Origin of the sequence: Tsukamurella paurometabola (assembly GCF_900631615.1) — a bacterium.
Classification (GTDB): domain Bacteria; phylum Actinomycetota; class Actinomycetes; order Mycobacteriales; family Mycobacteriaceae; genus Tsukamurella; species Tsukamurella paurometabola_A.
This window is the reverse complement of the sequence record NZ_LR131273.1, coordinates 1975666-1996191: the sequence shown is the minus strand read 5'-3', so window position 1 is coordinate 1996191 and position 20526 is coordinate 1975666. Positions and strand designations below refer to the sequence as shown.

General features: G+C 70.2%; 21 protein-coding genes and 2 pseudogenes. 14 read left to right on the top strand and 9 right to left on the bottom strand.

Annotated features, from left to right (window positions below; genetic code table 11):
• The first annotated feature begins 17 nt into the window (after positions 1-17).
• Positions 18-3569: an ATP-binding cassette domain-containing protein gene (locus tag ELY19_RS09980; RefSeq protein WP_197716009.1), complete on the top strand. Its 3552-nt coding sequence runs from the start codon at positions 18-20 to the stop codon at positions 3567-3569.
• 6 nt (positions 3570-3575) lie between these two features.
• Here the strand turns inward: ELY19_RS09980 and ELY19_RS09975 are convergent, their stop codons facing one another.
• The 6 genes from ELY19_RS09975 to ELY19_RS09950 are packed head-to-tail and all read right to left on the bottom strand — an operon-like array spanning position 3576 to position 6090.
• On the bottom strand, positions 3576-3971 hold the full coding sequence (locus ELY19_RS09975; protein ID WP_232015608.1) for an Rv3654c family TadE-like protein: 396 nt from the start codon (positions 3969-3971) through the stop codon (positions 3576-3578).
• Positions 3968-4240, bottom strand: a complete 273-nt coding sequence (locus tag ELY19_RS09970; RefSeq protein WP_227966715.1) for a TadE family type IV pilus minor pilin — start codon at positions 4238-4240, stop codon at positions 3968-3970. The genes ELY19_RS09975 and ELY19_RS09970 overlap by 4 nt, the downstream gene beginning before the upstream one ends.
• A gap of 59 nt (positions 4241-4299) precedes the next feature.
• On the bottom strand, positions 4300-4494 hold the full coding sequence (locus ELY19_RS09965; protein ID WP_126196049.1) for a DUF4244 domain-containing protein: 195 nt from the start codon (positions 4492-4494) through the stop codon (positions 4300-4302).
• Positions 4495-4517: 23 nt separating this feature from the next.
• On the bottom strand, positions 4518-5120 hold the full coding sequence (locus tag ELY19_RS09960; protein ID WP_126196048.1) for a type II secretion system F family protein: 603 nt from the start codon (positions 5118-5120) through the stop codon (positions 4518-4520).
• On the bottom strand, positions 5117-5917 hold the full coding sequence (locus ELY19_RS09955; RefSeq protein ID WP_126196047.1) for a type II secretion system F family protein: 801 nt from the start codon (positions 5915-5917) through the stop codon (positions 5117-5119). The genes ELY19_RS09960 and ELY19_RS09955 overlap by 4 nt, the downstream gene beginning before the upstream one ends.
• Complete coding sequence (locus ELY19_RS09950) at positions 5914-6090, bottom strand: hypothetical protein (RefSeq protein ID WP_197716008.1); 177 nt, start codon at positions 6088-6090, stop codon at positions 5914-5916. The genes ELY19_RS09955 and ELY19_RS09950 overlap by 4 nt, the downstream gene beginning before the upstream one ends.
• Before the next feature lie 127 nt (positions 6091-6217).
• Here ELY19_RS09950 and ELY19_RS09945 point away from each other — a divergent pair, with 127 nt between their 5' ends.
• The 6 genes from ELY19_RS09945 (at position 6218) to ELY19_RS09920 (ending at position 13021) form a co-directional block, all read left to right on the top strand.
• Positions 6218-7009 (top strand): hypothetical protein, encoded by a 792-nt coding sequence (locus ELY19_RS09945; RefSeq protein ID WP_126196046.1) that lies wholly within the window; start codon positions 6218-6220, stop codon positions 7007-7009.
• Positions 7010-7070: 61 nt separating this feature from the next.
• Positions 7071-8333, top strand: a complete 1263-nt coding sequence (locus ELY19_RS09940; RefSeq protein ID WP_126196045.1) for a helix-turn-helix domain-containing protein — start codon at positions 7071-7073, stop codon at positions 8331-8333.
• A gap of 33 nt (positions 8334-8366) precedes the next feature.
• Positions 8367-9614: a tyrosine-type recombinase/integrase gene (locus ELY19_RS09935; protein ID WP_126196044.1), complete on the top strand. Its 1248-nt coding sequence runs from the start codon at positions 8367-8369 to the stop codon at positions 9612-9614.
• Complete coding sequence (locus ELY19_RS23805) at positions 9607-12060, top strand: tyrosine-type recombinase/integrase (protein ID WP_227966713.1); 2454 nt, start codon at positions 9607-9609, stop codon at positions 12058-12060. The genes ELY19_RS09935 and ELY19_RS23805 overlap by 8 nt, the downstream gene beginning before the upstream one ends.
• Positions 12057-12482, top strand: coding sequence for a DUF6262 family protein (locus ELY19_RS23465; protein WP_164711574.1), 426 nt, complete (start codon positions 12057-12059; stop codon positions 12480-12482). Before ELY19_RS23805 ends, ELY19_RS23465 begins: the two co-directional genes overlap by 4 nt.
• A 206-nt stretch (positions 12483-12688) precedes the next feature.
• A complete protein-coding gene (locus tag ELY19_RS09920) occupies positions 12689-13021 on the top strand; it encodes a hypothetical protein (protein WP_126196043.1) in 333 nt (110 codons plus the stop codon).
• A 44-nt stretch (positions 13022-13065) separates the two neighbouring features.
• On the opposite strand, the gene ELY19_RS09915 is transcribed toward ELY19_RS09920, so the two are convergent.
• Positions 13066-13452, bottom strand: a complete 387-nt coding sequence (locus ELY19_RS09915; protein WP_126196042.1) for a hypothetical protein — start codon at positions 13450-13452, stop codon at positions 13066-13068.
• Between the two features lie 260 nt (positions 13453-13712).
• On the opposite strand from ELY19_RS09915, the pseudogene ELY19_RS09910 reads away from it, so the two are divergent.
• The 3 genes and pseudogenes from ELY19_RS09910 to istB form a co-directional block, all read left to right on the top strand.
• Positions 13713-14532 (top strand): annotated as a pseudogene (locus tag ELY19_RS09910) (APC family permease); the annotation flags it as partial.
• 141 nt (positions 14533-14673) lie between these two features.
• Positions 14674-16431 carry an IS21 family transposase gene (gene istA, locus ELY19_RS09905; RefSeq protein WP_227967292.1) on the top strand — a complete coding sequence of 586 codons (1758 nt, stop codon included), beginning with the start codon at positions 14674-14676 and terminating at the stop codon, positions 16429-16431.
• Positions 16428-17255 carry an IS21-like element helper ATPase IstB gene (gene istB, locus ELY19_RS09900; RefSeq protein WP_068526535.1) on the top strand — a complete coding sequence of 276 codons (828 nt, stop codon included), beginning with the start codon at positions 16428-16430 and terminating at the stop codon, positions 17253-17255. Before istA ends, istB begins: the two co-directional genes overlap by 4 nt.
• Here istB and ELY19_RS09895 read toward each other — a convergent pair.
• Positions 17252-17503: a hypothetical protein gene (locus ELY19_RS09895; RefSeq protein WP_126195759.1), complete on the bottom strand. Its 252-nt coding sequence runs from the start codon at positions 17501-17503 to the stop codon at positions 17252-17254. The two genes, istB and ELY19_RS09895, sit on opposite strands and share 4 nt — an antisense overlap.
• Positions 17504-17591: 88 nt before the next feature.
• On the opposite strand from ELY19_RS09895, the pseudogene ELY19_RS23800 reads away from it, so the two are divergent.
• Positions 17592-17873 (top strand): annotated as a pseudogene (locus ELY19_RS23800) (amino acid permease); the annotation flags it as partial.
• A gap of 83 nt (positions 17874-17956) precedes the next feature.
• Complete coding sequence (locus tag ELY19_RS09885; protein ID WP_126196041.1) at positions 17957-18289, top strand: Rv3488 family transcriptional regulator; 333 nt, start codon at positions 17957-17959, stop codon at positions 18287-18289.
• Positions 18290-18326: 37 nt separating this feature from the next.
• Here the strand turns inward: ELY19_RS09885 and ELY19_RS09880 are convergent, their stop codons facing one another.
• Entirely contained in the window at positions 18327-19061 is a 735-nt protein-coding gene (locus ELY19_RS09880; protein WP_126196040.1) for a hypothetical protein, read from the bottom strand.
• 43 nt (positions 19062-19104) lie between these two features.
• Here ELY19_RS09880 and ELY19_RS09875 point away from each other — a divergent pair, with 43 nt between their 5' ends.
• Together ELY19_RS09875 and ELY19_RS09870 are read left to right on the top strand one after the other, a co-directional pair.
• The gene (locus ELY19_RS09875; RefSeq protein WP_227966711.1) at positions 19105-19539 is read left to right on the top strand and encodes an ArsR/SmtB family transcription factor; all 435 of its coding nucleotides are present in this window, start codon (positions 19105-19107) and stop codon (positions 19537-19539) included.
• A 210-nt stretch (positions 19540-19749) separates the two neighbouring features.
• Positions 19750-20493 (top strand): VIT1/CCC1 transporter family protein, encoded by a 744-nt coding sequence (locus tag ELY19_RS09870; RefSeq protein ID WP_227966709.1) that lies wholly within the window; start codon positions 19750-19752, stop codon positions 20491-20493.
• Positions 20494-20526: the final 33 nt, after the last annotated feature.

Genomic DNA, 20526 nt, shown 5'->3' with positions numbered 1-20526 from the left:
GTTCGACCCTTTCCGCCGTGCCGGTCCCGCTGCCGGCCGCCCCGCCGATCCATCCCGACCGCCGGGTGACGTGGCGACGGCTCCGCAGCCCCGCGGCCCTCGGCGCGATCGCCGCCGTCTGCGTGGCCTCGATCGGCACCACCCTGGGGACCGTCATCGCCGGACGGCTGGCCGAGAACCCCGTCGGCGGACTGATCGGCGCCCTCGCGCTCTGCCTGGTCGGTGCCGCGGTGGTCGAGTCCGCGGGGAAGCTCGTGTGGGTCACGGTGGTCGACCGCGCCGAGGGCCGGCTCCGGGACGACGTGCTGCAGGCGGCGATGCACCAGCCGCTCGGGGCGCTCACAGAGCAGGCCGTCGGCGAGATCCTGGACCGGGTCGACGACGACACCCACGAGATCGGGAACCTGGCCCGCTGGCAGCTGTGGAGCCTGTTCCGCACCGTCTCGTCGAGCCTGCCGATGTGGATCGTCGCCGCAGTCGCCTGGTGGCCGGCCGCCGTGCTGTTCCCGGTGCTGGCGGCCGTCACCTGGTTCGCGATCCGCCGGCTGCTCGGGGAGATCGCGCGCCGCAAGGTGATCGAGGAGATCGCGTGGACCGACCAGGCCGCGGCCCTCGAGGAGGGCATCGCGGGCCGCAACGACCTGCGCACCAGCCTCGGACAGGCGCACGTGATCGCGCGGCTCGCCCGCCTCTCGGCCGAGATCCACACCCGGTTCCACGCCGTCATCAGCGTGGAGTCGCGGATGGCGCGCCGGGCGGGCGTGCTGCTGCACGCGCTGCTCGCTGCGATCACGGTCGCCGGCGTCGCCCTCACGATCGACGGCTCCATGTCGGTCGCCCGCCTGGTGACACTCTTCCTGGTGACCTCCCTGTTCGTGGGCCAGGTCGCCCAATTGGCGGAGCAGCTCCCGGACCTGCAGGCCGGGATGGGCGCGATCCTCCGGATCCGCCACATGTTGGCCGCGCCACCGGAGCCCGAGGGCGGCGACGACGTTCCCTCGTCCGGCGGGGAGGTGACCGGAATCGAGATCGACATACGCGGCCTCGATTTCGCCTACGCGGAAGGCACGTTCGCACTGGCCGGCATCGATCTCACGATCCCGGCCGGATCCACGGTCGCCCTCGTCGGACGCACCGGATCGGGCAAGTCGACCCTCGCGTCGCTGCTCTCGCGGGCGGTCGACCCGCCGGCCGGCACCGTCTTCCTCGGCGGACGGGACATCACCTGCATGGACCTCCAGCGCCTGCGCTCCCGGGTCGGTGTGGTGACCCAACGGACCGAGATCCTGATCGGGTCGCTGGCGGACAACATCGCACTGTTCGACCCCTCGATCACCGAGGAGCGGATCGCCGCCGCGATCGATCGGCTGGGACTGCGCACCTGGGTCGACGGCCTGCCCGCCGGCCTGCACAGCCGGCTCGGACCGGGCGGGACCACCCTGTCGGCCGGTGAGGAGCAGCTCGTCGCGTTCTGCCGCCTCATGGTCCGCGAGGTGGACGTGGTGATCCTCGACGAGGCCACCGCGCGGATGGATCCGCTCACCGAAAGGCTGGTGATCGCCGCATCGGACCGCCTTCTGGCCGGGCGCACGGGAGTGCTGATCGCCCACCGGCTGACGACCATCGAACGCGCACCGCTGGTGGCCGTGCTCGACGGCGGGCGGATCGTGCAGCAGGGGCCGCGCACGGCGTTGGCCGCGACTCCGGGTCCGTTCGCCACTCTCCTGGCCGCCGGCCGGGCCGAGACCGTGCCCGCATCGCCGGGCTCGGCACCGGCGCCCGGTCCCGCGTCGCCCGCGGCACCGGCGATCCCGGCGGCGCCGCTGGCGACGGGCGTCGGCGGAAGACGGCGGGCGGGGCCGCCCCCGGTACTCAGAGAGATCGGCACCGGGCCGTCGCTGACCCGCGGCATCGTCCATGCGCTGCTGGTGCGGCCCGCCTGGGGCGTGCTCGGGGCGGTCCTCTTCCTGCTCGCCGCTCTGACGGGCGCTCAGGGCGCCGTGACCGGACTGCTCTGGGGCGAGACCGTCGAGGCCGTCGGCGCGGGCGAGCGCCCGGGGATGCTGGTGTTCGGTGTGGTGATCTCGCTGATGGTCGCGCCGTTGGCGATCGCCGAGGCCTTCCGCCGCTATCCGCGGTGGTGGATCGAGGTCATGCTCCGTGTCCGGGTGACCGTTCTGCGTGGCCAGACGCAGCCGCGCCGGCTGTCCAACACTCCGGCGGGCGAGGTCGTCGCCCGGACGATGGACGCCGACCGCTTCGCCCGATACGCCGACCGCTGGGTGGATTTCGGCAACGGGATCGTGATCGCCGCCGCGACGGCGGTGCTCGGCGGTACGTGGCTCGCGGGCGCGGTGCTGATCGTCGTGCTCGTCGCGTCTGCGCTGGCGTCGAGCGCCGGGCGGCCGATCGCCGGGCGGTCCGCCGCGGCCGCGTCCAGTGCGCGCGCCCGGTTCGGTCGTGCGCTGGTGTCCGCGCTGGAATCGGCGCGAACGGTCAAACTCGCAGCGGCGACTCCGTCCGTTCTCGCGCACCTGCGCCGCGTCGACTCCGGTCGCGTCGACGCGGCCGTGAAGGAGCACCGGGTCCAGGCCGTCCTGGAGGGCGTTCCCGTGGTGATGGTCAGCGCCGGCGTGGTCGCCGCCTGGGCGGCGTACTCGAGCGGGGTCTGGGCGCTGTCGACGGCTCTGCTCGTCGCGAACGCGGTGAGCGGCTTCGGCTGGTTCGGCCGGGTCGCCGGCAGCGTGGTCACCGAGGCTCCGGGCACGCGGGCGTGGCAGGCGGAGACGAGCCGCTTCGCGGGCGGCGTCGACCTCATGGACGTCCCACCGGGCGTCGACCTGGTCACCGGTGCCGCGCCCGCACCGCCCGAGGCGCCCCGGACTCCGCTGGCCGAGCTGGTCCTGCGCGACGTCACCGCCGTCCACGACGACGGCACGATCGGCGTCGACCACGTCGACCTGCGCGTGGCGGCCGGGGAGCTGGTGCTGCTGGTGGGCCAGGTCGGCTCCGGCAAGTCGAGCCTGCTGGCGGCCCTCGCAGGCCTGGTCGCGCACCGCGGCGACATCCTGTGGAACGGCCGGCCGGTCACCGACGCCGAAGTCTTCCTGCGCCCGGGGCAGGTCGCGCACATCGCCCAGGTGCCGCGGGTGCTGTCCGGGACGTTCTCCGACAACGTCCGACTCGGGCACCCGCGTGCCTTCGACGGACCCGTCGCCGACGCCCGTCTCGGTGCGGATGTGGCCGCGGCCGGCGGGCGCGACGCGCTCGTGGGCCACCGGGGCGTGCGACTGTCCGGCGGCCAGGTGCAGCGGCTCGCGCTCGCGCGGGCCCTCGCGACCGACGCCGAGCTCCTCCTCGCCGACGACGTCTCCAGCGCGTTGGACGCCACCACCGAGATCGAACTGTGGACGGCGCTGCGCGAGCGTCGCGCCACCGTGATCGGCGCGACGTCCAAACGCGCCGCGTTGGCCCGGGCCGATCGGGTGGTGGTGCTGGTCGACGGGCGGATCGCCGCAAGCGGGCCGTGGGCGGACCTGGCCGGCGACTGGGGGTTCCTGGCCGGCTGAGGTCGTTCACGCGGGACCCGCGCGGGCGACGGCGACGGCCTCGTCGGATCCGAAGACGGAGAGGGAGACCGGGACACCCACGCGCACCGTCACGTCGAAGCCGTCGACGCCGCACGCGCGAAGCGATCCGGCGTTGGCCCGCGCCAGTCGCTCCGCCGCCGCGCACGCCTCCTCGGCGTCGATCGCGCTCGCGGCACCGGCGAGGGCCGCGAGATCGGCCGCCGCCTGTGCGCGGTGGCGGGCGGAGACGGCGGCGCCGACGTCGACCACCATGACCGCCACCACCACGATCGCAGCGACCATCACCGCGGCGAGGACGGTCGCCACACCGTCCTCCCGCCCGCCCCGCGGACGCCCGCGGCGCGGCGCGCTCGGCCGCCCCGCACGGGACGTCCCGGTCACGACGAGGCACCCGGTTCCGCCGCGGCGACCGCCGTCGCGGAGACGGTGAGCCCCGGCAGCAGCGCCACCGGGGCGCGGACCTGCACCGTCACGGTGTCCTCGTCGCGGCTCACCGCCGACGTGGCACCCGGCGGGCCGACCTGCGCGACCGCGCGGGCCGCGCGCGCGTCGTCACCCCGGGCCGCGAGGCGGGCGGCCTCGCGAGCGGCGTCCACGCACCGCACGTGAGCGGTGACGCCGACGACCGCGCCCACGCTGAGCACGAGCACCGTGATCAGGCTGGCGACGGCGAACGCGGCCTCGACGGTGACCGCGCCCGCCTCCCCCTTCAGCCGGTGGAGGTGCTCAGTGCCTTGCCGATGATGTCGGTCAGGCCGCTGATGATGTTGTCGCCGGTGACCACCCCGTAGAGAACGGCACCGAAGGCCGCGGCGGCGATCGTGCCGATCGCGTACTCGACGGTGCTCATGCCGTCGTCCTCCAGCAACAGCTCGGTCATCCTGCATCGCAGTCGAATCCACATTCCATCCCCCTTCCGTCGGGCCACTAGAGCAGCCCCTCCCCGAGCACCTTGCCCGCGAGTCCCATCACGACCGGCACGATGCCCAAGCACACGAACGCCGGCAGGAAGCACAGCCCCAGCGGCCCCGCGACCGCGACGCCGGCGCGTTCGCCCGCAGCCACGGCGCGATCCTCCGCCTGGGCGCGCTCGGTGCGCGCCAGGTCCGCCAGCCCTGCGGCCGGTGACGAGCCGGCGCGGGCGGATCGTCGAAGCATGCGCGTGAGCCCGACGACCTGCGGATCGACCGATTCCGTTCGCCACGCGGTCTCCGCGTCCGACCCGAGGGCGAGCATCTCCGCTGCGCGGGTGAGGATCTCGGCCAGCGCGGGCGGCGCTCCCACGGCGACGGCGCGCGCCGCATCCGCGGTGGGCATGCCCGCACGCAGGCAGACGGCGAACAGGTCGTAGGCCGCGGCGGCCTCGAACGGGTCGGACGCCGCGGCCCGCCGCGGTAGCCAAACGCCGCGCAGCCGCGCGACCTCCCCGGAGACGGTGGCGGACACCGCCGCACGCGCCGCCACCGGGAGTACGAGCAGTGCCGCCGCGAGCAGCGCGAGCGCTGCGGCCAGCGGACCGTGGCCGCTCACGCCGGTGCCCCCGGACCGGTCCCCCCGGCCCGGTCCGCAATGGCCCGCGACCACAGCAGCCCTGCGCAGGTCAAGCATGTTCCGACGACCAGCAGCGCGCCGCCGGCGCCGGTCCCGAGGAGCGTGCCGAGCGGGTCCGCCCCGATGAGTTGGCCCATCGCGACGCCGAGCACGGGAAGCGCGGCCAGCACCTGCGCGGTGGCCCGCGCTCCCGCCAGCGCCGAATGCGCCCGCCGCTCGTACCGCCCGCGCGCCCGCAGGTCCTCACGGACGGAGGCCAGCAGTTCGCCCATGCCGATGCCGTGCCGGGTCCCCGTGTCCCAGGCGGCCGCGATCCGCGACCACGCGGCACTCTCCCCCACGTGCGTACGGAGCCCGGCCGCCACGTCGCCGCCGAGTTCCGCCCGTCCCGCCATCTCCGTGAAGACGGCCCGGACGTGCGGGTCCCCGGCGTCGCGACCGGCGGTGGTGCAGGCGGCCGCCGGGTGTGCGCCGACGGACATCTCGGCGACCATGGCGTCCACGCCCGCGAGGATCGCCGACAGCCGGGACGTCCGTTCCCGTGCTGCGCGGTTGCGCGACCGCAGATCACGGACGGTGCCCGCGGCGAGCGCGGCGGCCAACGCCTGGCCGGGCCCGATGAGCAACGCGCCCAGGGGCACCGCGACGGCCAGCCACCCCCAGCGCACCGCTACCCGCGTCGCGGCGGGCGGGCGCTCCGCCCGGAGGCGGGCCGCGGCGGAACCTCCCGGCCACACCAGCGCCGCCGCGGCGAGCAGCACGATCGCGGCGGTCACGGGGCACCCCGCTCCGCGAGCAACCCGTGCACGCGTTCCGCCGCCGCGGTGAATCCTCCGCCGCGTTCCCAGGCCGGGACCACCCGCACGTAACCGTCGTCGCCGCGGTCGACGACGCCGATACTGCGCAGCCCGCGGCGCCCCGACGGCCAGCGATGCACCGCGAAGACCACCTGCCCCGTTTATCCGTAATTATGATGAGCGACACGACGATTCATGCAGTTCAGAGCTAGTTTTTATCGTCCTAGACATGTAACATTAGATGCATGTCAGTGGTCGGATCTACCGTGAACAACGGCAGTGAGCGAGCCTCTTGCGAGTGGAGGGTTTCCGTGCAATTATTTCGCTATGGCACTCCATGCGGAGCTTCAGAAGACGCTCGAGAAGTTCGTCGAGCAGCATCGCCCCGAGTTGGCGACGGTGCGCCTCGATCTGCCGGCGGCGATCACCGAGGTCGGGAAGATGTGGGCGGCGCGGCACGCGGATCCGGCGGAGGTGCCCGGCGAGACGTTCTGCGCGGACGTACGGCACACGATGCGCGACACCTGGAAGAAGGAGCGCAACGGCAAGGCGGGGATCAACCTGCAGTGCAACCGGGGGCAGGGTGGCGGCGCGGTATTCATGAGCCTGGGCACCGAGTTTCGGCTGCGGAAGTTCCTGCTCAGGCACGTGCAGGCGGCGGTCGACCGGGACGTGGTACTTCCGCCCGAGGTGGAGAAGGCGCTCGCGAGCGGCAGCTTGCAGCCGAAGCAGATGAATCTGTTCACGAACTGGGGTCGGGTCGAGTCATCCTCCGGCATCGACGACGAGGCGGAGCCTGTTCACGACGGGATTTTCGCCTTGTGGTCGACGAAGGACCACACCACGTTGGAGTCGCTCAACCTGGCTGTGGTGCGCGGCCTGAAAAGTCCTGCCAGTGCGGAGATCTTGGCGTTGGTGGAGTTTCCGCCGGCGACGGAGTCGCCGTTCTACGGACTGGAGAAGCCGAAGCCGGTCGGCGGCGCTCCGTCGGAGGACTTCGGGGGTTACGAGAAGCGCATCCAGGGCACGGGCGACGACGACGGGCCCGATCCCGCGCCCACGCCTGCGTAGCGGTCGCAGCAGGGGGAAACTGGTATGCAGCGGGGACCTGCAGCGTCGAATCGGATGAGCAATGAAGGCGACGGTGAACGTTTACGGACGCCGGGTGCGTCAAGCCCGGATCATGCGGAAGATGACCGCGAAGGCACTGGCAGCTGAACTGGGGTGGCCGTCAGCAGCTCGGTTGACCCGTCTGGAGAAGTCGATCACCAGCGAGATCAACGCGGCGGAGCTGGAGGCGTTGACGACGATCCTGCGGTTCCCGCCCCGGTTCTTCACCACTGAGCCGCCGATGCGAATTCATGCGTCGGACTTGCTGTTCCGTGCACCGCAGTCGACGACGAAGACTGAGCAGGAGTACCTGGCGGACTTCGCGTCGATGGTCGGGGAGTTCCTCGACGAGCTGCACTCGCGGTGGCAGTTGCCCGCGGTGAAGATCCCAATGGTCGATCCGTCGGCGCCTGTCGAAGAAGCGGCGGCGCGGGTGCGTGAAGCGCTCGGTGTGGCCTGGGACGAGCCGATCGACTACCTCACCCACAACATCGAGCACGCGGGTGTGCCGATCGTGATGCGGCGGATGCTCGCCGCCGCCACGCTGCGCGACGGCGACGGTGGAGCCGCGTCGGAAAAGCACCTGGGCTACTCGACGCGGGTCGGCGAGTTCAAGGCCCGCCCGCTGATCGTGGTTCGGCAGTCGACGTCGTGGGAGCGGACGCGGTGGACGCTCGCGCATGAGTTGGGGCACCTGAGCTTGCATTGGAGCGGTGACGTCACCGAGGACAAGGAGGAGCAGGCCTCACGGTTCGCGTCCGAGTTGCTCGCACCTCTCGCGCAGATCCGCAAAGAGGTCTCACCGACGCCGTCGTTGATGTCACTGGTGCCGGTCAAGCAGAAGTGGGGCATCTCGATCGGCGCGCTGCTGCGGCACCTGCACACCGGTGGTGTGCTCGACGATGATCGGTTCCGCAGCTTGCAGAAGCAGCTCTACCAGCGCGTGAACCCTGATACCGGGCGGACCTGGGGCCGGACTGAACCGGGCTGGGATGACCGCGCCGTGGAACGGCCCCGGTTGCTGAGCAAGTGGGTCGAGCTCGGCTTCGCTGTGCCGTCCGCGCAGCTGCTGTCGACCTACGACCTGATCTTCCCGGGCGATATCCTCGGGGACTTCCTGGTCGGGCAACGCCCCGCGCCGTCGACCAGCACATCCCCCGCGGCTCCCGCTTCACCGGCGGTCGACACGACCGCCGGTTCGCGGGGCGGCGATCGCGGCGCCGGGGACGGTACGGCCGATGTGATCGACTTCCGCCGGTTCCAGCAGCGTTCCCGGCGAGCCTGACCCAGGCGAGCCAGGGCGAGGAGGTGCGGGGCGGTGGCGAAGGTGCAGCGGGTGCGATACTCGGACCGGCCCGGCACGTACGTCGTGGTCGACGACCTCGATCGGCCGATCAAGCCGGCCCGAGAATACCTGCGGTTCCTCACGGCGAGTGCGGCGTCACCGAACACCGTCCGCGCGTACGCAGCCGGGCTGGCGTTGTGGTGGACGGTGCTCGATCACAGCGGGCACCGCTGGGATGAGTTCCCCACCACCTTGTTCGGGCAGTTTCTGACGTTCCTGCGGACCGGGGATCTGCCGGGGACCCGGCGGATCGGCCCGGAGGTCGTCGGCGGCTCGTCGACCGCGACGGTGCAGCTGCGGGCGACCGCGGTGCTCAGCTTCTACCGGTTCCAGGCCGACGCGCACCATCTGCTGGGCCCGTACGAGAAGCTGTTCACCTCGCACGGGCAGTGGCGGCGCCGGTCCCGATACGTCGGGTTCCTCGACGGCGTCGGCCCGCACCACAGCGCCGATCACCCCATCTACCGGGTCCGGCAACCCAACCGGGCTGCCACCCCGGTGCTGCTGCCCCGGGAGGTCACCGCGATCCTCAACGCCTGCGCCACCCACGACGGCACCAGCTGGTCCGGCGGCGGTACCGGGCTGCGGAACCGACTGCTGTTCGCGGTCCTCGCCGAGACCGGTATGCGCCTGGGCGAGGCATTGTCGTTGCGGCATCACGACTTCCACATCGGCGGTGGCGGCACCCCCTGGGTCGAGGTCGCCGGCCGCCAGGACCACCCCCACGAAGTGCGGAGCAAGACCGGGCCGCGGCGGATCTACGTCGGCGACGACCTGGCCGCGCTGTACTCGGAGTACGTGTGGGCGCTGATCGACGACGGCGCCGACCTGGAAGTGCCCAATTTCACGACGCATTTCGTGTTCGTCAACCTCACTCACGGGACACGGTTCGCGCCGATGCGCCCCGAGACGGTCTACTCGGCGGTCCGGTCGATCACCCGCCGATGCAACAGCCATGCCGCCGAGCCCGCTCACACGGAGCCCCGCTCGGCGGCGCAGGTGCTGCAGCCGGGGTGGACGCCACACTGGTTACGGCACACCCATGCCACCGCGTTGCTGCGCTCCGGTGTCGCGCCTCACGTGGTGATGCGCCGTCTCGGTCACGCAGACGTGCAGACCACCCTGTCGACGTACGGGTGGGTCACCGAGGACGCCGAGATGCGCTCGATCGCGCAGTGGCGCAGCTATGTTGCCGGATGGAAAGGGCTGCACCATGACTGAACCCGGGAGGGCTCCACGACTGTCCCCGGCTGCGGCGACCGCGTTCACCTGGCAGGCGCAAGCAGCCCTCGTGCCGGCGGCGTGGCGCGAGCCGATCTACCAGATCGACGCGCCCGAGCACCGGGAGGTGTTTCGGCAGAATTCGCGGTACCTCGGCCGGCGGCTGGACTTCACCCCCGCGGACTGCCCGCCGCGGTTCGGCCGCGAGGTCGCGTGGTTCGTGTGGCTGTGCGCCACCGACCAGATCGGCAAGATCGAACCTGCCTACCTGCGCTGGTGCTGCGAGGCGATCTCCCTGGCCTGCCAGAGCTACACCCATGAGCACGGGCACGCTCCGGAGTCGATCACCGACATGAGCTCCTCGGTACTGCTTCGGCACGCTCTGCTCGCGTATCAGGCCCGCAACAAGCGGCTGCCGCCGGTGAACACGCGCCGCGGCATCACGCACCTGATCGAGCAGTTGCACCTGTACTTGTCGGTGCGCTGCACCGACCGCTGCTGGTGGGAGCACGACATCTGGGATCTGCGGGTTGATCCGCGGATCCCCCAGCGTGAGCACGAACCCGCCCACGACATGGCCGCACGGCTGGGTGGTATCGAACCGGTCTGGCTGCGCGAAGGGGTGCGGTTCTGGTTACGGGTGTCCATCACCGCCGAGCTGCTGCGCTGGTCCTCGGCGGTGGAACGCTCGAGGATGGCGGCCAGGCACCTGGGGCGATTCCTCACCGACACCGGGCACCTGACCGATCCGGTCCTCGCCGACGATCCGGCCCAGCTGCGGATGGTCTTCACCGATTTCGCGGCGTGGCTGCGGAGCCCCGGAGCGTCAGCCCGCCCGGACCGGCGGCTGACCGGCACGGCGATCGAGGCGACTGTGTCGCAGACGCAGGTGTTCTACACCTTCATGGTCGACCACGCTGACGAGGCCGCCGCTGCCACCGGTATCGCCCGGTGGGGCGCGGTCGGGCCCGCGCACACCCGGCTGTGGGGCCCGGCGTTCCGCCGCCGCGCCGCGCCGCGGAACCGGGAACTGACCTGGTACAGCACCGGGGAACTGCAACAGATGCTCTGCTACCTCGATGTCCTCGCCGCCGATCGCGGCCGGCACGTAACCATCACCCATCCCGACGGGACGGTCTCGCTCATCGCCGGCCTGGGCGATCCGCAGGCGGCCCGGATCTGGCTGTTACAGGCCCTCACCGGACGGCGGGCCTCGGAGATCCTCATGCTCGACCTCGACCCGATCGAGCCGATCCCCGGGTTCGAGCGACCCGCCGCCGGCGCCGCGCCCGGCGCTGGTACGAGCAGCGGGCACCCGGACAGGACAGGCAACAGGTCCAGCGACGGGGTTACCCACGGGGTTACCGACCGGGGCAGCGACAGGGTTATCGACGGGGTCAATGGCGGGGCCACCGACGGGGCTGCCGGTGGCGATGACGCGGTGTTCGTGGCGAAGCTGCGATACCAGCAGACCAAGGTCGACGGCGTCATCCCGACGATCCTGATCGAACAGGCCGTGGTCAACGTGATCGCCGAGCAGCGGGCCTGGCTCGCCGCCGAGCACCCGGACTGGTCGCCGCGGTACCTGTTCGTGCCGCTGCGCGATCACCACCAGGGCCGCCGACACCGCCCCTACAACAGCTACCGGACCGCCCTGAGCAAGCTCGACCGGATCCACGGCCTCACCGACAGCACCGGTCGGCCCCTACGGTTCACCCAGACCCATCGGCTGCGGCACACCCGCGCCACCGAGCTACTCAACGACGGCGTACCACTGCATGTCGTGCAGCGCTATCTCGGGCACAAGAGCCCCGAGATGACACTCCGGTATGCCGCCACGCTGGCCGCGACGTCGGAGGCGGAGTTCCTCAAGCACAAGAAGATCGGCGCCAGCGGCATCGATATCGCGCTCAGCCCCAGCGACATCTACGACATGACGCAGCTGTCCAAACGCACCGACCGGATCCTGCCCAACGGTGTGTGCTTGCTGCCGCCGGTGAAGACCTGCGACAAGGGCAACGCCTGCCTGACCTGTGGGCACTTCGCCACCGACCTCTCGCACCTCGATGAGCTGCGCTCCCAGCACGCCGCGACCACCGCCCTGCTGCAGGTCCGCCGCGAGCAGTTCCACGCCCGGACCGGCCGGACCCTCACCGATGACAACATCTGGGTGCACCAGCGGCTGCGGGAGCTGCATTCCCTCGAGCAGATCATCGCCCGCCTCACCGCAGCCGAGGACGACGCATCAGCGGGCACGAGCTCCGCAGACACCGCGACGGTGACCGGCGCCGGCGCCGCCGATCGGCTGCCGATCCTGCAGATCCAGACCCGCGGAAGCCACGAATCGGCGCTCCGCGCCGCCCCCGGGATCGATACCGATCGCCGCGGCATCAACGACGCCCGCGAGGACGGCGGCGAGATGGTGGGCCGGGCGGGCGAATCATGACGGCCAACGAAGCCTCGCTCACCGCGCTGGCCGACAGTGCCGCATCCCGATCCGAGGAGTCCAGGCGCAGCATCGAGAAGGCGCTCAAGCAGATGCGCCGCGACGGTGAGGCCATCAGCGTCGCGGCCGTCGCCCGCCGGGCCGGTCTGGCCCGCGCCACCGTCTACCGGCACGAGAAGCTGCTCGAGAAGATCCACCGCCAACGCCGGACCGCCAGAGCGCCCGATCGTCCCGCCGGCGGCTCAGCTGTGGCCGGGCCGCCGCAGGGAGCGGCCGATCCTGACGCCGGGGTCATCGCGGGAATGCATCTGCGGCTACGCCACAAGGACGCCAAGATCGCCGAGCTCACCCGGCGGATCAAGCAGCTCGAGAGCACCATCGCCCGGCTGCACGGGGAGATCGACGACCTCTCACCGGACTGACCACCCGGGCCTCGCAGCTGATCGGCTCCTGCAGCAGCCGAGTGCAGTCCTCACCCGGCCCGGGCCTGTCCCGGGTCACCGACCTCAGATCCTGCACCGCGGGGCCTGCGGTGTCGGTGACGTCCTCGTTGGCGCGGCTGATGATCCGCGACGCGCGCAGGTCTGTCGCTCCCGAAACCGGGTCCCTGGGGTGGATACTGGCGGCTATGGCGAGAAGCGACAAGCCCGCGCAGTTCGTCTCCGGCAACGACCGGTTGACCCAGATCCTGTCCGATCCGCAGCTGCGGACCCGCGTGGACACGATCGTCGACGAGATGAGCCTGATCGACCGCCGGTACCGCGCGGCCGTCCAGGCCCTCGACGGCGCCGTAGCCGCGACAAGATCACCGATCGAGCCCGATGGCGCCGCCGCGGTGCTCGAGGAACTCCAGCGGCATCTCATGGCCGCCGGTGTGCGGGAGGTCGGCATCACGCTCACGTTCGCCGATCACGAGGTGACGGTGCCCGTGCACCAAATCCTTGCCGAGCGCGGCAACTGAAAACCTCTGCCAGGGGCGAGGTTCGTTTGTCGGCCGGGGCTGGTTTAGTCGGCCGGTGCTGCGTCCGGGACGAAACCGCTCGCCGCGGCGTCGGCGGCGCACAGTGTCCTGGCCCAGCTCCCGCGATGCGAGGGCGCACCCTGCGCGCCGCATTCCTCACAGATCCGCTCCGATCGCCGCTCGGCCGCCCGAATCAGATCATCGAAGCCGGGCCGGGACTTGTCCGGCTCGAACTCGACGTAGTAGCGCAGGCCGCCGAACTTCTCCTTGACCTGCACCAGCTGATAGTCGGGGTCGATCGCACTGAGCTCGTGATCGAGGTCGATGATCAGCTGGTACCAGCCCGCTCGGATGTCGAGCGACGGATAGGCGCCCGGAAGGAAACGGGCGCGGATCCGCGCCAGTGAAGCATCGGTCAGGTCCTCGGTCATGGTCTGAGCCTGCCAGCCCGCAAACCGGCGGTCCACACCCCGCCCGCGTCCGGGCTCGGGACTGCTGGAACTGCCGCCCGAGCGTGAACGCTGCATGAACACCAGGTCGGCGGGCCACCAACGATCTGGTATCGGATTTCGATATCGACTACCGTTCTCGAAGTCGGCAGGTCGAGAGCAGAGGAGGATCGGTGTCCGAACAGGCTGCGCTGCAACGAAGGCTCGGTGTCGGTGACGCGGTGGTCATCGGCTTGGGGTCGATGATCGGAGCGGGGATCTTCGCCGCGTTGGCGCCCGCGGCGTCCGCGGCCGGTTCCGCGTTGCTGATCGGCCTTGCCGTCGCGGCGGTGGTCGCGTACTGCAACGCGGTCTCGTCCGCGCGGTTGGCCGCGCGGTACCCGCAGTCCGGCGGTACCTACGTGTACGGGCGTGAGCGCCTGGGCGCGTTCTGGGGGTATCTGGCCGGGTGGAGCTTCGTGGTCGGCAAGACCGCCTCGTGTGCGGCGATGGCGTTGACGGTCGGTGCGTATGCGTGGCCGGAGCACGCGCTGGCCGTAGCGGTCGGCGCGGTCGTGGTGTTGACGGCGGTCAACTACCGCGGGGTGCAGAAGTCGGCGCTGCTGACCCGGGTGATTGTGGCGGTGGTGCTCGCCGTGCTCGCTGCGGTCGTGGTGTCGGCGGCGGGGTCCGGAGCGCTGCACGCGGAGCGGCTGGCGATCTCCTCGCCGGTGTCGGTGTACGGGGTACTGCAGGCCGCAGGCCTGCTGTTCTTCGCGTTCGCCGGGTACGCGCGGCACCATCCCCCGGGCCATTCCGATCGCGTTGGCGATCACGCTCGTCGTGTACGCGGTGGTGGCGGCGACGGCACTGGCGGTCCTGGGCCCGGAGCAGATGGCGGCCTCGGCGGCGCCGCTGACCGACGTCGCTCGCGTGGCCGGCGTTCCGGGGATCGTCGCGCTGGTCAGTGTCGGCGGCGCGATCGCCGCCGTGGGGTCGCTGCTGTCGCTGATCCTGGGCGTGTCCCGGACCAGCTTGGCGATGGCGCGTGATCGCCACCTCCCTGCAGTTCTGGTGGCTATGACAGCTTGAAGAGGCCCCGGCTCGACGGCTAGACCTGGCCCCGTTTGCGACTCGCCGGTGGTGTTGCGACGGTTTGATCTGGCCCCACCTGATGGTTGCTCGTGAACATCGTTTCCGAGCCGAAGCAGGTGGTGGCCAATGATGGGATCGAAGGTGGAGCTGTTCGCGCAGATCCGGCGGGACGCCCGGGTCGAGGGCATGAGTATCCGGGCGTTGGCTCGCAAGCATGGCGTGCACCGGAGGACGGTGCGGCAGGCGTTGTCATCGGCGGAGCCGCCGCCGCGGAAGACGCCGGAGCGGTCGTCGCCGCGGTTGGACCGGTTCAAGGCGGCGATTGATGAGATGTTGCGGTCGGATCTGGATGCTCCGCGTAAGCAGCGGCACACCGCGACGCGGATCCGGGAACGCCTGGCGATCGAGCACGATGCGGTCGAGTTGTCGTATTCGACGGTGCGGGACTACGTGCGGGTCCGGCGGGCGCAGATCGAGGTGGAGGCCGGCCGCCGCCGGGAGGTGTTCATCGCCCAGGACCACGCATCCGGGGCGGAGGCGGAGGTCGACTTCGGCGAGGTCTGGGTGATCCTGGGCGGGGTGAAGACCAAGTGCCACATGTTCGTCTACCGGCTCTCGCACTCGGGCAAGGCCATTCACCGGGTCTATCCGACCGGCGGGCAGGAAGCGTTCCTCGAAGGGCACGTCGAGGCGTTCCGCGAGCTCGGCGGGGTCCCGACCCGGCATATCCGCTACGACAATCTCACCTCGGCGGTGGTCGCGGTCCTGCAGGGCGGAGACCGGCGGCGACAGGAGAACCCGCGGTGGACGTTGTTTCACTCGCACTACGGATTCGATCCGTTCTACTGCCAGCCCGGCATCGCCGGGGCGCACGAGAAGGGCGGCGTTGAAGGCGAGGTCGGATGGTTCCGCCGCAACCGGCTGACCCCAATGCCGCAGGTCGAGTCCCTCGATGAGCTCAACGAGCAGATCAAAGCCTGGGAGGACCGCGACGAGGGCCGCCGGATCGACGGACGACTGCGCACCATCGGCCAGGACTACGAGCACGACCGAGCAGCGCTCGCGCCGCTGCCGGTGGAGGATTTCGACCCGGGCCTGATCCTCACACCACGGGTCGATCGGTCGGCGATGATCACCGTTCGGATGGTGAAGTATTCGGTGCCGGCGCACCTGATCGGCCGCCGAGTCCGCGTCTCACTACAAGCCTCCCAGCTGCTGGTCTACGACGGCCGGACCCTGGTCGCGCGGCATCCACGGGTCGCCGGCCGCGGCACCGCGAAGATCGACCTCGACCACTACCTCGAGGTGCTCAAGTTCAAACCCGGTGCCCTGCCGGGATCAACGGCGTTGGCGCAGGCCCGCGCTGCCGGGGTGTTCACCGCCAGCCATGATGCGTTCTGGGCCGCCGCCCGACGAGTCAACGGCGACACCGACGGCACCAGCGAGCTGATCGACGTCCTGCTGCTGCACCGCAGCCTGCCCGCCGCGGCGGTGATCGCCGGCATCGATGCTGCATTGCGGGTCGGGGCGGTGAGCGCCGAGGTCGTCGCCGTTGAGGCTCGCCGCGCCGAAGCCCGCCTGCTCGCGCACGCCTCGGTCGCTGCCGACCAGACAGGTGGGGCCAACGCTGGCCGTCATCTCGATCGCCATGCCGAACGACGCGAGCAACGAGTTGTCAGCCTCACCCAACGACGGCTCGCAGACCCCGCGGCGGTGATCGCCGGCCTGCCACCCGACCGGCGACCGCTGCCCAGCGTTACGGCCTACGACCGCCTGCTCCCGCAGCACCGGCGACGCACTGCCTCCGACGCGCTACCTGCGTCGCTGGACCCACCACCGATTGAGTCGCTGGACCCACCACCGATTGAAAGGCCCACCCGGCTATGACCGCAACCGCCAATAAGAACCAGACGAATGCGCTGGCCCCGTCGTTGCGCCGCCGGGGCGGCCTCACCGAAGAAGCCGCCCTCGCCGCCGTTGACCAGGCCTGCCGGCGCCTACGCCTGCCGACAGTGCGGTCGATGATCGACCAGCACCTCACCGCCGCCGCCAAGCAGCAATTGTCCTACCAGGGGTTCCTCGCCGAACTCCTGCTCGCCGAAGTCGACGACCGGGACCGCCGCTCCACTGTTCGCCGCGTCAAAGCCGCGGGGTTCCCGCGGGAGAAGTGGCTGGCGGACTTCGACTTCGACGCCAACCCCGACATCGAACCCGCCACCATCCACCAGCTCGCCACCGGCGACTGGATCCGCCACGGACTGCCGCTCTGCCTCATCGGCGACTCCGGAACCGGCAAATCCCATCTGCTGATCGGATTGGGAACCGCTGCCGCCGAGCAAGGCTTTAGAGTCCGCTACACCCTCGCCACCAAACTAGTGAACGAGCTGGTCGAGGCCGCTGACGAGAAGCAGCTCGCGAAGACCATCAACCGCTACGGCCGCGTTGACCTGCTCATCATCGACGAGCTCGGCTACATGGAACTCGATCGCCGCGGCGCCGAACTGCTCTTCCAAGTCCTCACCGAACGCGAAGAGAAGAACAGCGTCGCGATCGCTTCCAACCAGTCCTTCTCCGGCTGGACTGACACCTTCACCGACCCACGACTCTGCGCCGCGATCGTCGACCGGCTCACCTACCGCGGCACCATCATCGAAACCGGCACTCACAGCTACCGCCTGGCTCACACCGAAGCAGCAGCTACCGCGGGCTAAGCGCGGCGTTCGTCCTTGACTACCGACAGATGCCGGCGCAAGGCCCGGTTCTGGTGAGTGACATAAACCACGGTCCACCGGGTCGTCAGGTTCGGCAGTCGCTCCCCGTCTTTAATCTTCACCCGGACCGATACCTGATCACCGAGCTGATCATCACGCGCGATCACGAACTCGGCATACGCACGCACCGACTCGCGATCCCAACCAGTCGGCGCAACCACACTGCGCACCCGCGGCCGCCCATCCACACCCCGGACTCTAGCGGCTCAGGGCCCCACTCAGGTGGGGCCGAATGAAACCGCCCTACCGGGGCCAGATCAACTTGACATAGCCATTCTGGCGGCGGTGCACCCGAAGTTCGGGGTGCCGCATCACGCGGAGATCGCTGTCGGTGTGGTCGTCGCCGTTCTGGCCGCCACCGTGGACGTGCGTGGCACGATCGGTTTCTCCTCGTTCGGGGTGCTGGTCTACTACTGCATTGCCAACGCCTCGGCCTGGACGCTCCGCGAATCTGAGGGCCGCCCCCCTCGGCTGGTCCCGATCGTGGGCGCGATCGGCTGTGTCGTGCTGGCGTTCACGCTGCCGCTGACCTCGGTGCTGACCGGGGCCGCGGTCATCCACCCTCGGCGCCCTGGTCTACTACGCACGCCGGCAACTGCAGACCCCGCTGATCGGTCCCGGTTTCGGTATCGTCGACCGGCATGGACCTGGTACGTGATCTGCTCCGCGGAGTCGTCCCCGTCCACGTCCTGCACCATGCCGCCGAAGACGGCGGCGTCTACGGCGCATGGATGGCCGACGAGCTCGCCCACCACGGGTACCGCATCTCACCGGGCACCCTCTACCCGCTGCTGCAACGGCTCGAAGACGCCGGCCTGCTGACCTCGGCGGAGCAGACCGTCGAGGGCCGCGTTCGGCGCATCTACACCGCGACGGTCGCCGGCATCGACGAACTGGGCAACCTGCGCCGCGTCATCGCGGAACTGTCCGGCGAGCTCCTCGAGGGCACCGCGAGCGCCGGCAACCCTCGCTGACCGAGTCCAGCCCATGTTCGTGCATACCAGGCCAGGTTCAGATCGTCCCCGTCGTGACCAGCACACCGATAAGCAGCAGGACCGCGGCGGTGATCAGGTTCGCGCCCTTGTCGATCCACGCCCCGTGCAGCTGATACCCGGCAGCCGCGCCGAGTATCGTCAGCGCGACGATGGTCCCAACGGTCACCAGCGAGAACGCCACCAGCGATCCGACAGCGGTGGTGACGCCGAGTCCGCTCGCGGCCAGGAACACTGGCAGGATCGTCAGATCTGGCGAGGCCGCCGCCCCGAACGGAATCACGAACGCCAGCAACCGCGAAACCCGACCACGCTCCGAATCCTCGTGCACCTGACCGTGATGCTCGCCGCTGTCGTGGTCGTGGTCACCGTGCGCGTGTGGGGCGTGGTCATGATCGTGGGCGTGGCTATGGGCACCGTGCTCGTCATGGCTGTGGGTATGCCCCCGGCCGAGGATCTCCATCACGGCGAATACAACGCCGGTGAGGATCAACAGCCCGCCGATAATCAGGTTCTCATTGCGCTCCACCACGGACCGGAACTGCAGCCCGATCGCGATGATCACCGCACCTAGCAGCAGCGAGAAGATCACGTGCGCTACGCCCGCGAGCGTGGCCAGCCGCAGCACCCGCCGCATTGGGTATCGCTGCGTGCGGGCGATCACCGAAAGCGGCACCCAGTGATCGGGCATAACGGCGTGCCCGACACCTACACCCGCAGCGGCGGCGATGAGGGCGGGGGCGGCAAGGCTCATGCCCCACACCTTAACGCATATCCGCGCATTAACGAATATATGCGTGTATGACGTGCTCAGGTGTAACCTGGAAACGGACGTATCACTACGAACAGCGGAGGGAGGCGCGGCGGCGATGAGTCACGCGGCCACCGACATTCAGAGCGCCTCGGCACACCGGCCCGCGCAGCTCAGCGGCGAGCAGGTCGATGCCGCAGTCTCGATGTTGGCGATGCTGGCCGAGCCCACCCGACTGCGGCTGCTGTGGGCCCTACGGGACGAGGAACTCGGCGTCGGCACCCTTGCGGATAGGGCTGGTTGCACGCCGAGCGCCGCGAGTCAGCACCTGGCGAAGCTGCGTCTGGCCGGAGTGGTGGTCAACCGCGCGGACGGCACCGCCCGCCTGTACCGCCTTGCCGGAGGGCACGTGCTGCGGCTGTTGTTGGAGTCTGTCGCGCAGGCCGATCACACCGTCACCGGTATCCCGGATCACCTCTGACGGTCACCGGGTTCGATCGGATTCTCTCCACCGCAGCACTGTTCACGCGATCCAGCTAGCGCAGTCGAAGCATGATCTATTCTCGTCCGGATGTAGCGCAGGGTACAGAGAGCAGAGCGTCGGCTTGCCTCACCAAGCGCTGGCACACCTGCGCTAGGGCAGCCTTTCGTTCGTTGAATTAGCCGCTGACCAGCGCCTAGCCTGATCGCTGTGACCAACAATGACGAAATCGCCGATACCACGACAGCCCCCTCGGGACACGACGGTGAGCCGCACAGCGGCGCGGTCGGGAGCAAGCTGAATTGGCTCCGAGCCGGAGTCCTCGGAGCGAACGACGGCTTGCTGTCTACCGCAGGACTGGTGATCGGCGTCGCCGCGACTGCCGCCACCCCCGGAGCGATCGTCGTCGCCGGCGTCGCCGGTCTATCAGCAGGTGCATCAGCGATGGCCCTCGGTGAATACGTGTCCGTGAGCACGCAGCGTGACACTGAGAAGGCGTGGATCGCGAAAGAGCAACGGGAACTACGGGAGCAGCCTGAAGAGGAGTTCGACGAGCTCGTCGGGCTCTACACCGCCAAGGGACTTAGCGAGGCGACCGCCCGGCAGGTCGCGACAGAACTCACAGCGACTGACCCCCTGCGAGCCCATCTTGATATTGAACTGGGGATTGACCAGGAAGAGCTGACCAACCCCCTGGCAGCGGCGTTATCGTCAGCGGTCGCGTTCAGCCTCGGCGCCCTCGTCCCTATCGCAGCCTCACTGATCGCCTGGCACCGCATGCTCTGGATTGTGCTCGCCGTCGCTGTCGGTCTCGCCGTCACCGGGTACGCCTCAGCAGTACTCGGCGGAGCGGACCGACGCACAGCGGTGATCAGGCTCCTCGTCGGCGGCGCGGCCGCCATGGCGATCACCTACGCGATCGGCCGACTCCTCGGAACCACAAGCCTCACCTAACCGGCCTCGGCCACTAAGGCGCGTGCCGCGGAC

Excerpts from the sequence above, each read along its gene's own strand:
- ELY19_RS09965 (WP_126196049.1), bottom strand. The coding sequence starts at position 4,494 with ATGTGGATTCGACTGCGATGCAGGATGACCGAGCTGTTGCTGGAGGAC.
- ELY19_RS09940 (WP_126196045.1), top strand. The coding sequence starts at position 7,071 with ATGAAGGCGACGGTGAACGTTTACGGACGCCGGGTGCGTCAAGCCCGG.
- ELY19_RS23805 (WP_227966713.1), top strand. The coding sequence starts at position 9,607 with ATGACTGAACCCGGGAGGGCTCCACGACTGTCCCCGGCTGCGGCGACC.
- ELY19_RS23465 (WP_164711574.1), top strand. The coding sequence starts at position 12,057 with ATGACGGCCAACGAAGCCTCGCTCACCGCGCTGGCCGACAGTGCCGCA.
- ELY19_RS09920 (WP_126196043.1), top strand. The coding sequence starts at position 12,689 with ATGGCGAGAAGCGACAAGCCCGCGCAGTTCGTCTCCGGCAACGACCGG.
- ELY19_RS09915 (WP_126196042.1), bottom strand. The coding sequence starts at position 13,452 with ATGACCGAGGACCTGACCGATGCTTCACTGGCGCGGATCCGCGCCCGT.
- istA (WP_227967292.1), top strand. The coding sequence starts at position 14,674 with ATGGGATCGAAGGTGGAGCTGTTCGCGCAGATCCGGCGGGACGCCCGG.
- istB (WP_068526535.1), top strand. The coding sequence starts at position 16,428 with ATGACCGCAACCGCCAATAAGAACCAGACGAATGCGCTGGCCCCGTCG.
- ELY19_RS09885 (WP_126196041.1), top strand. The coding sequence starts at position 17,957 with ATGGACCTGGTACGTGATCTGCTCCGCGGAGTCGTCCCCGTCCACGTC.
- ELY19_RS09880 (WP_126196040.1), bottom strand. The coding sequence starts at position 19,061 with ATGAGCCTTGCCGCCCCCGCCCTCATCGCCGCCGCTGCGGGTGTAGGT.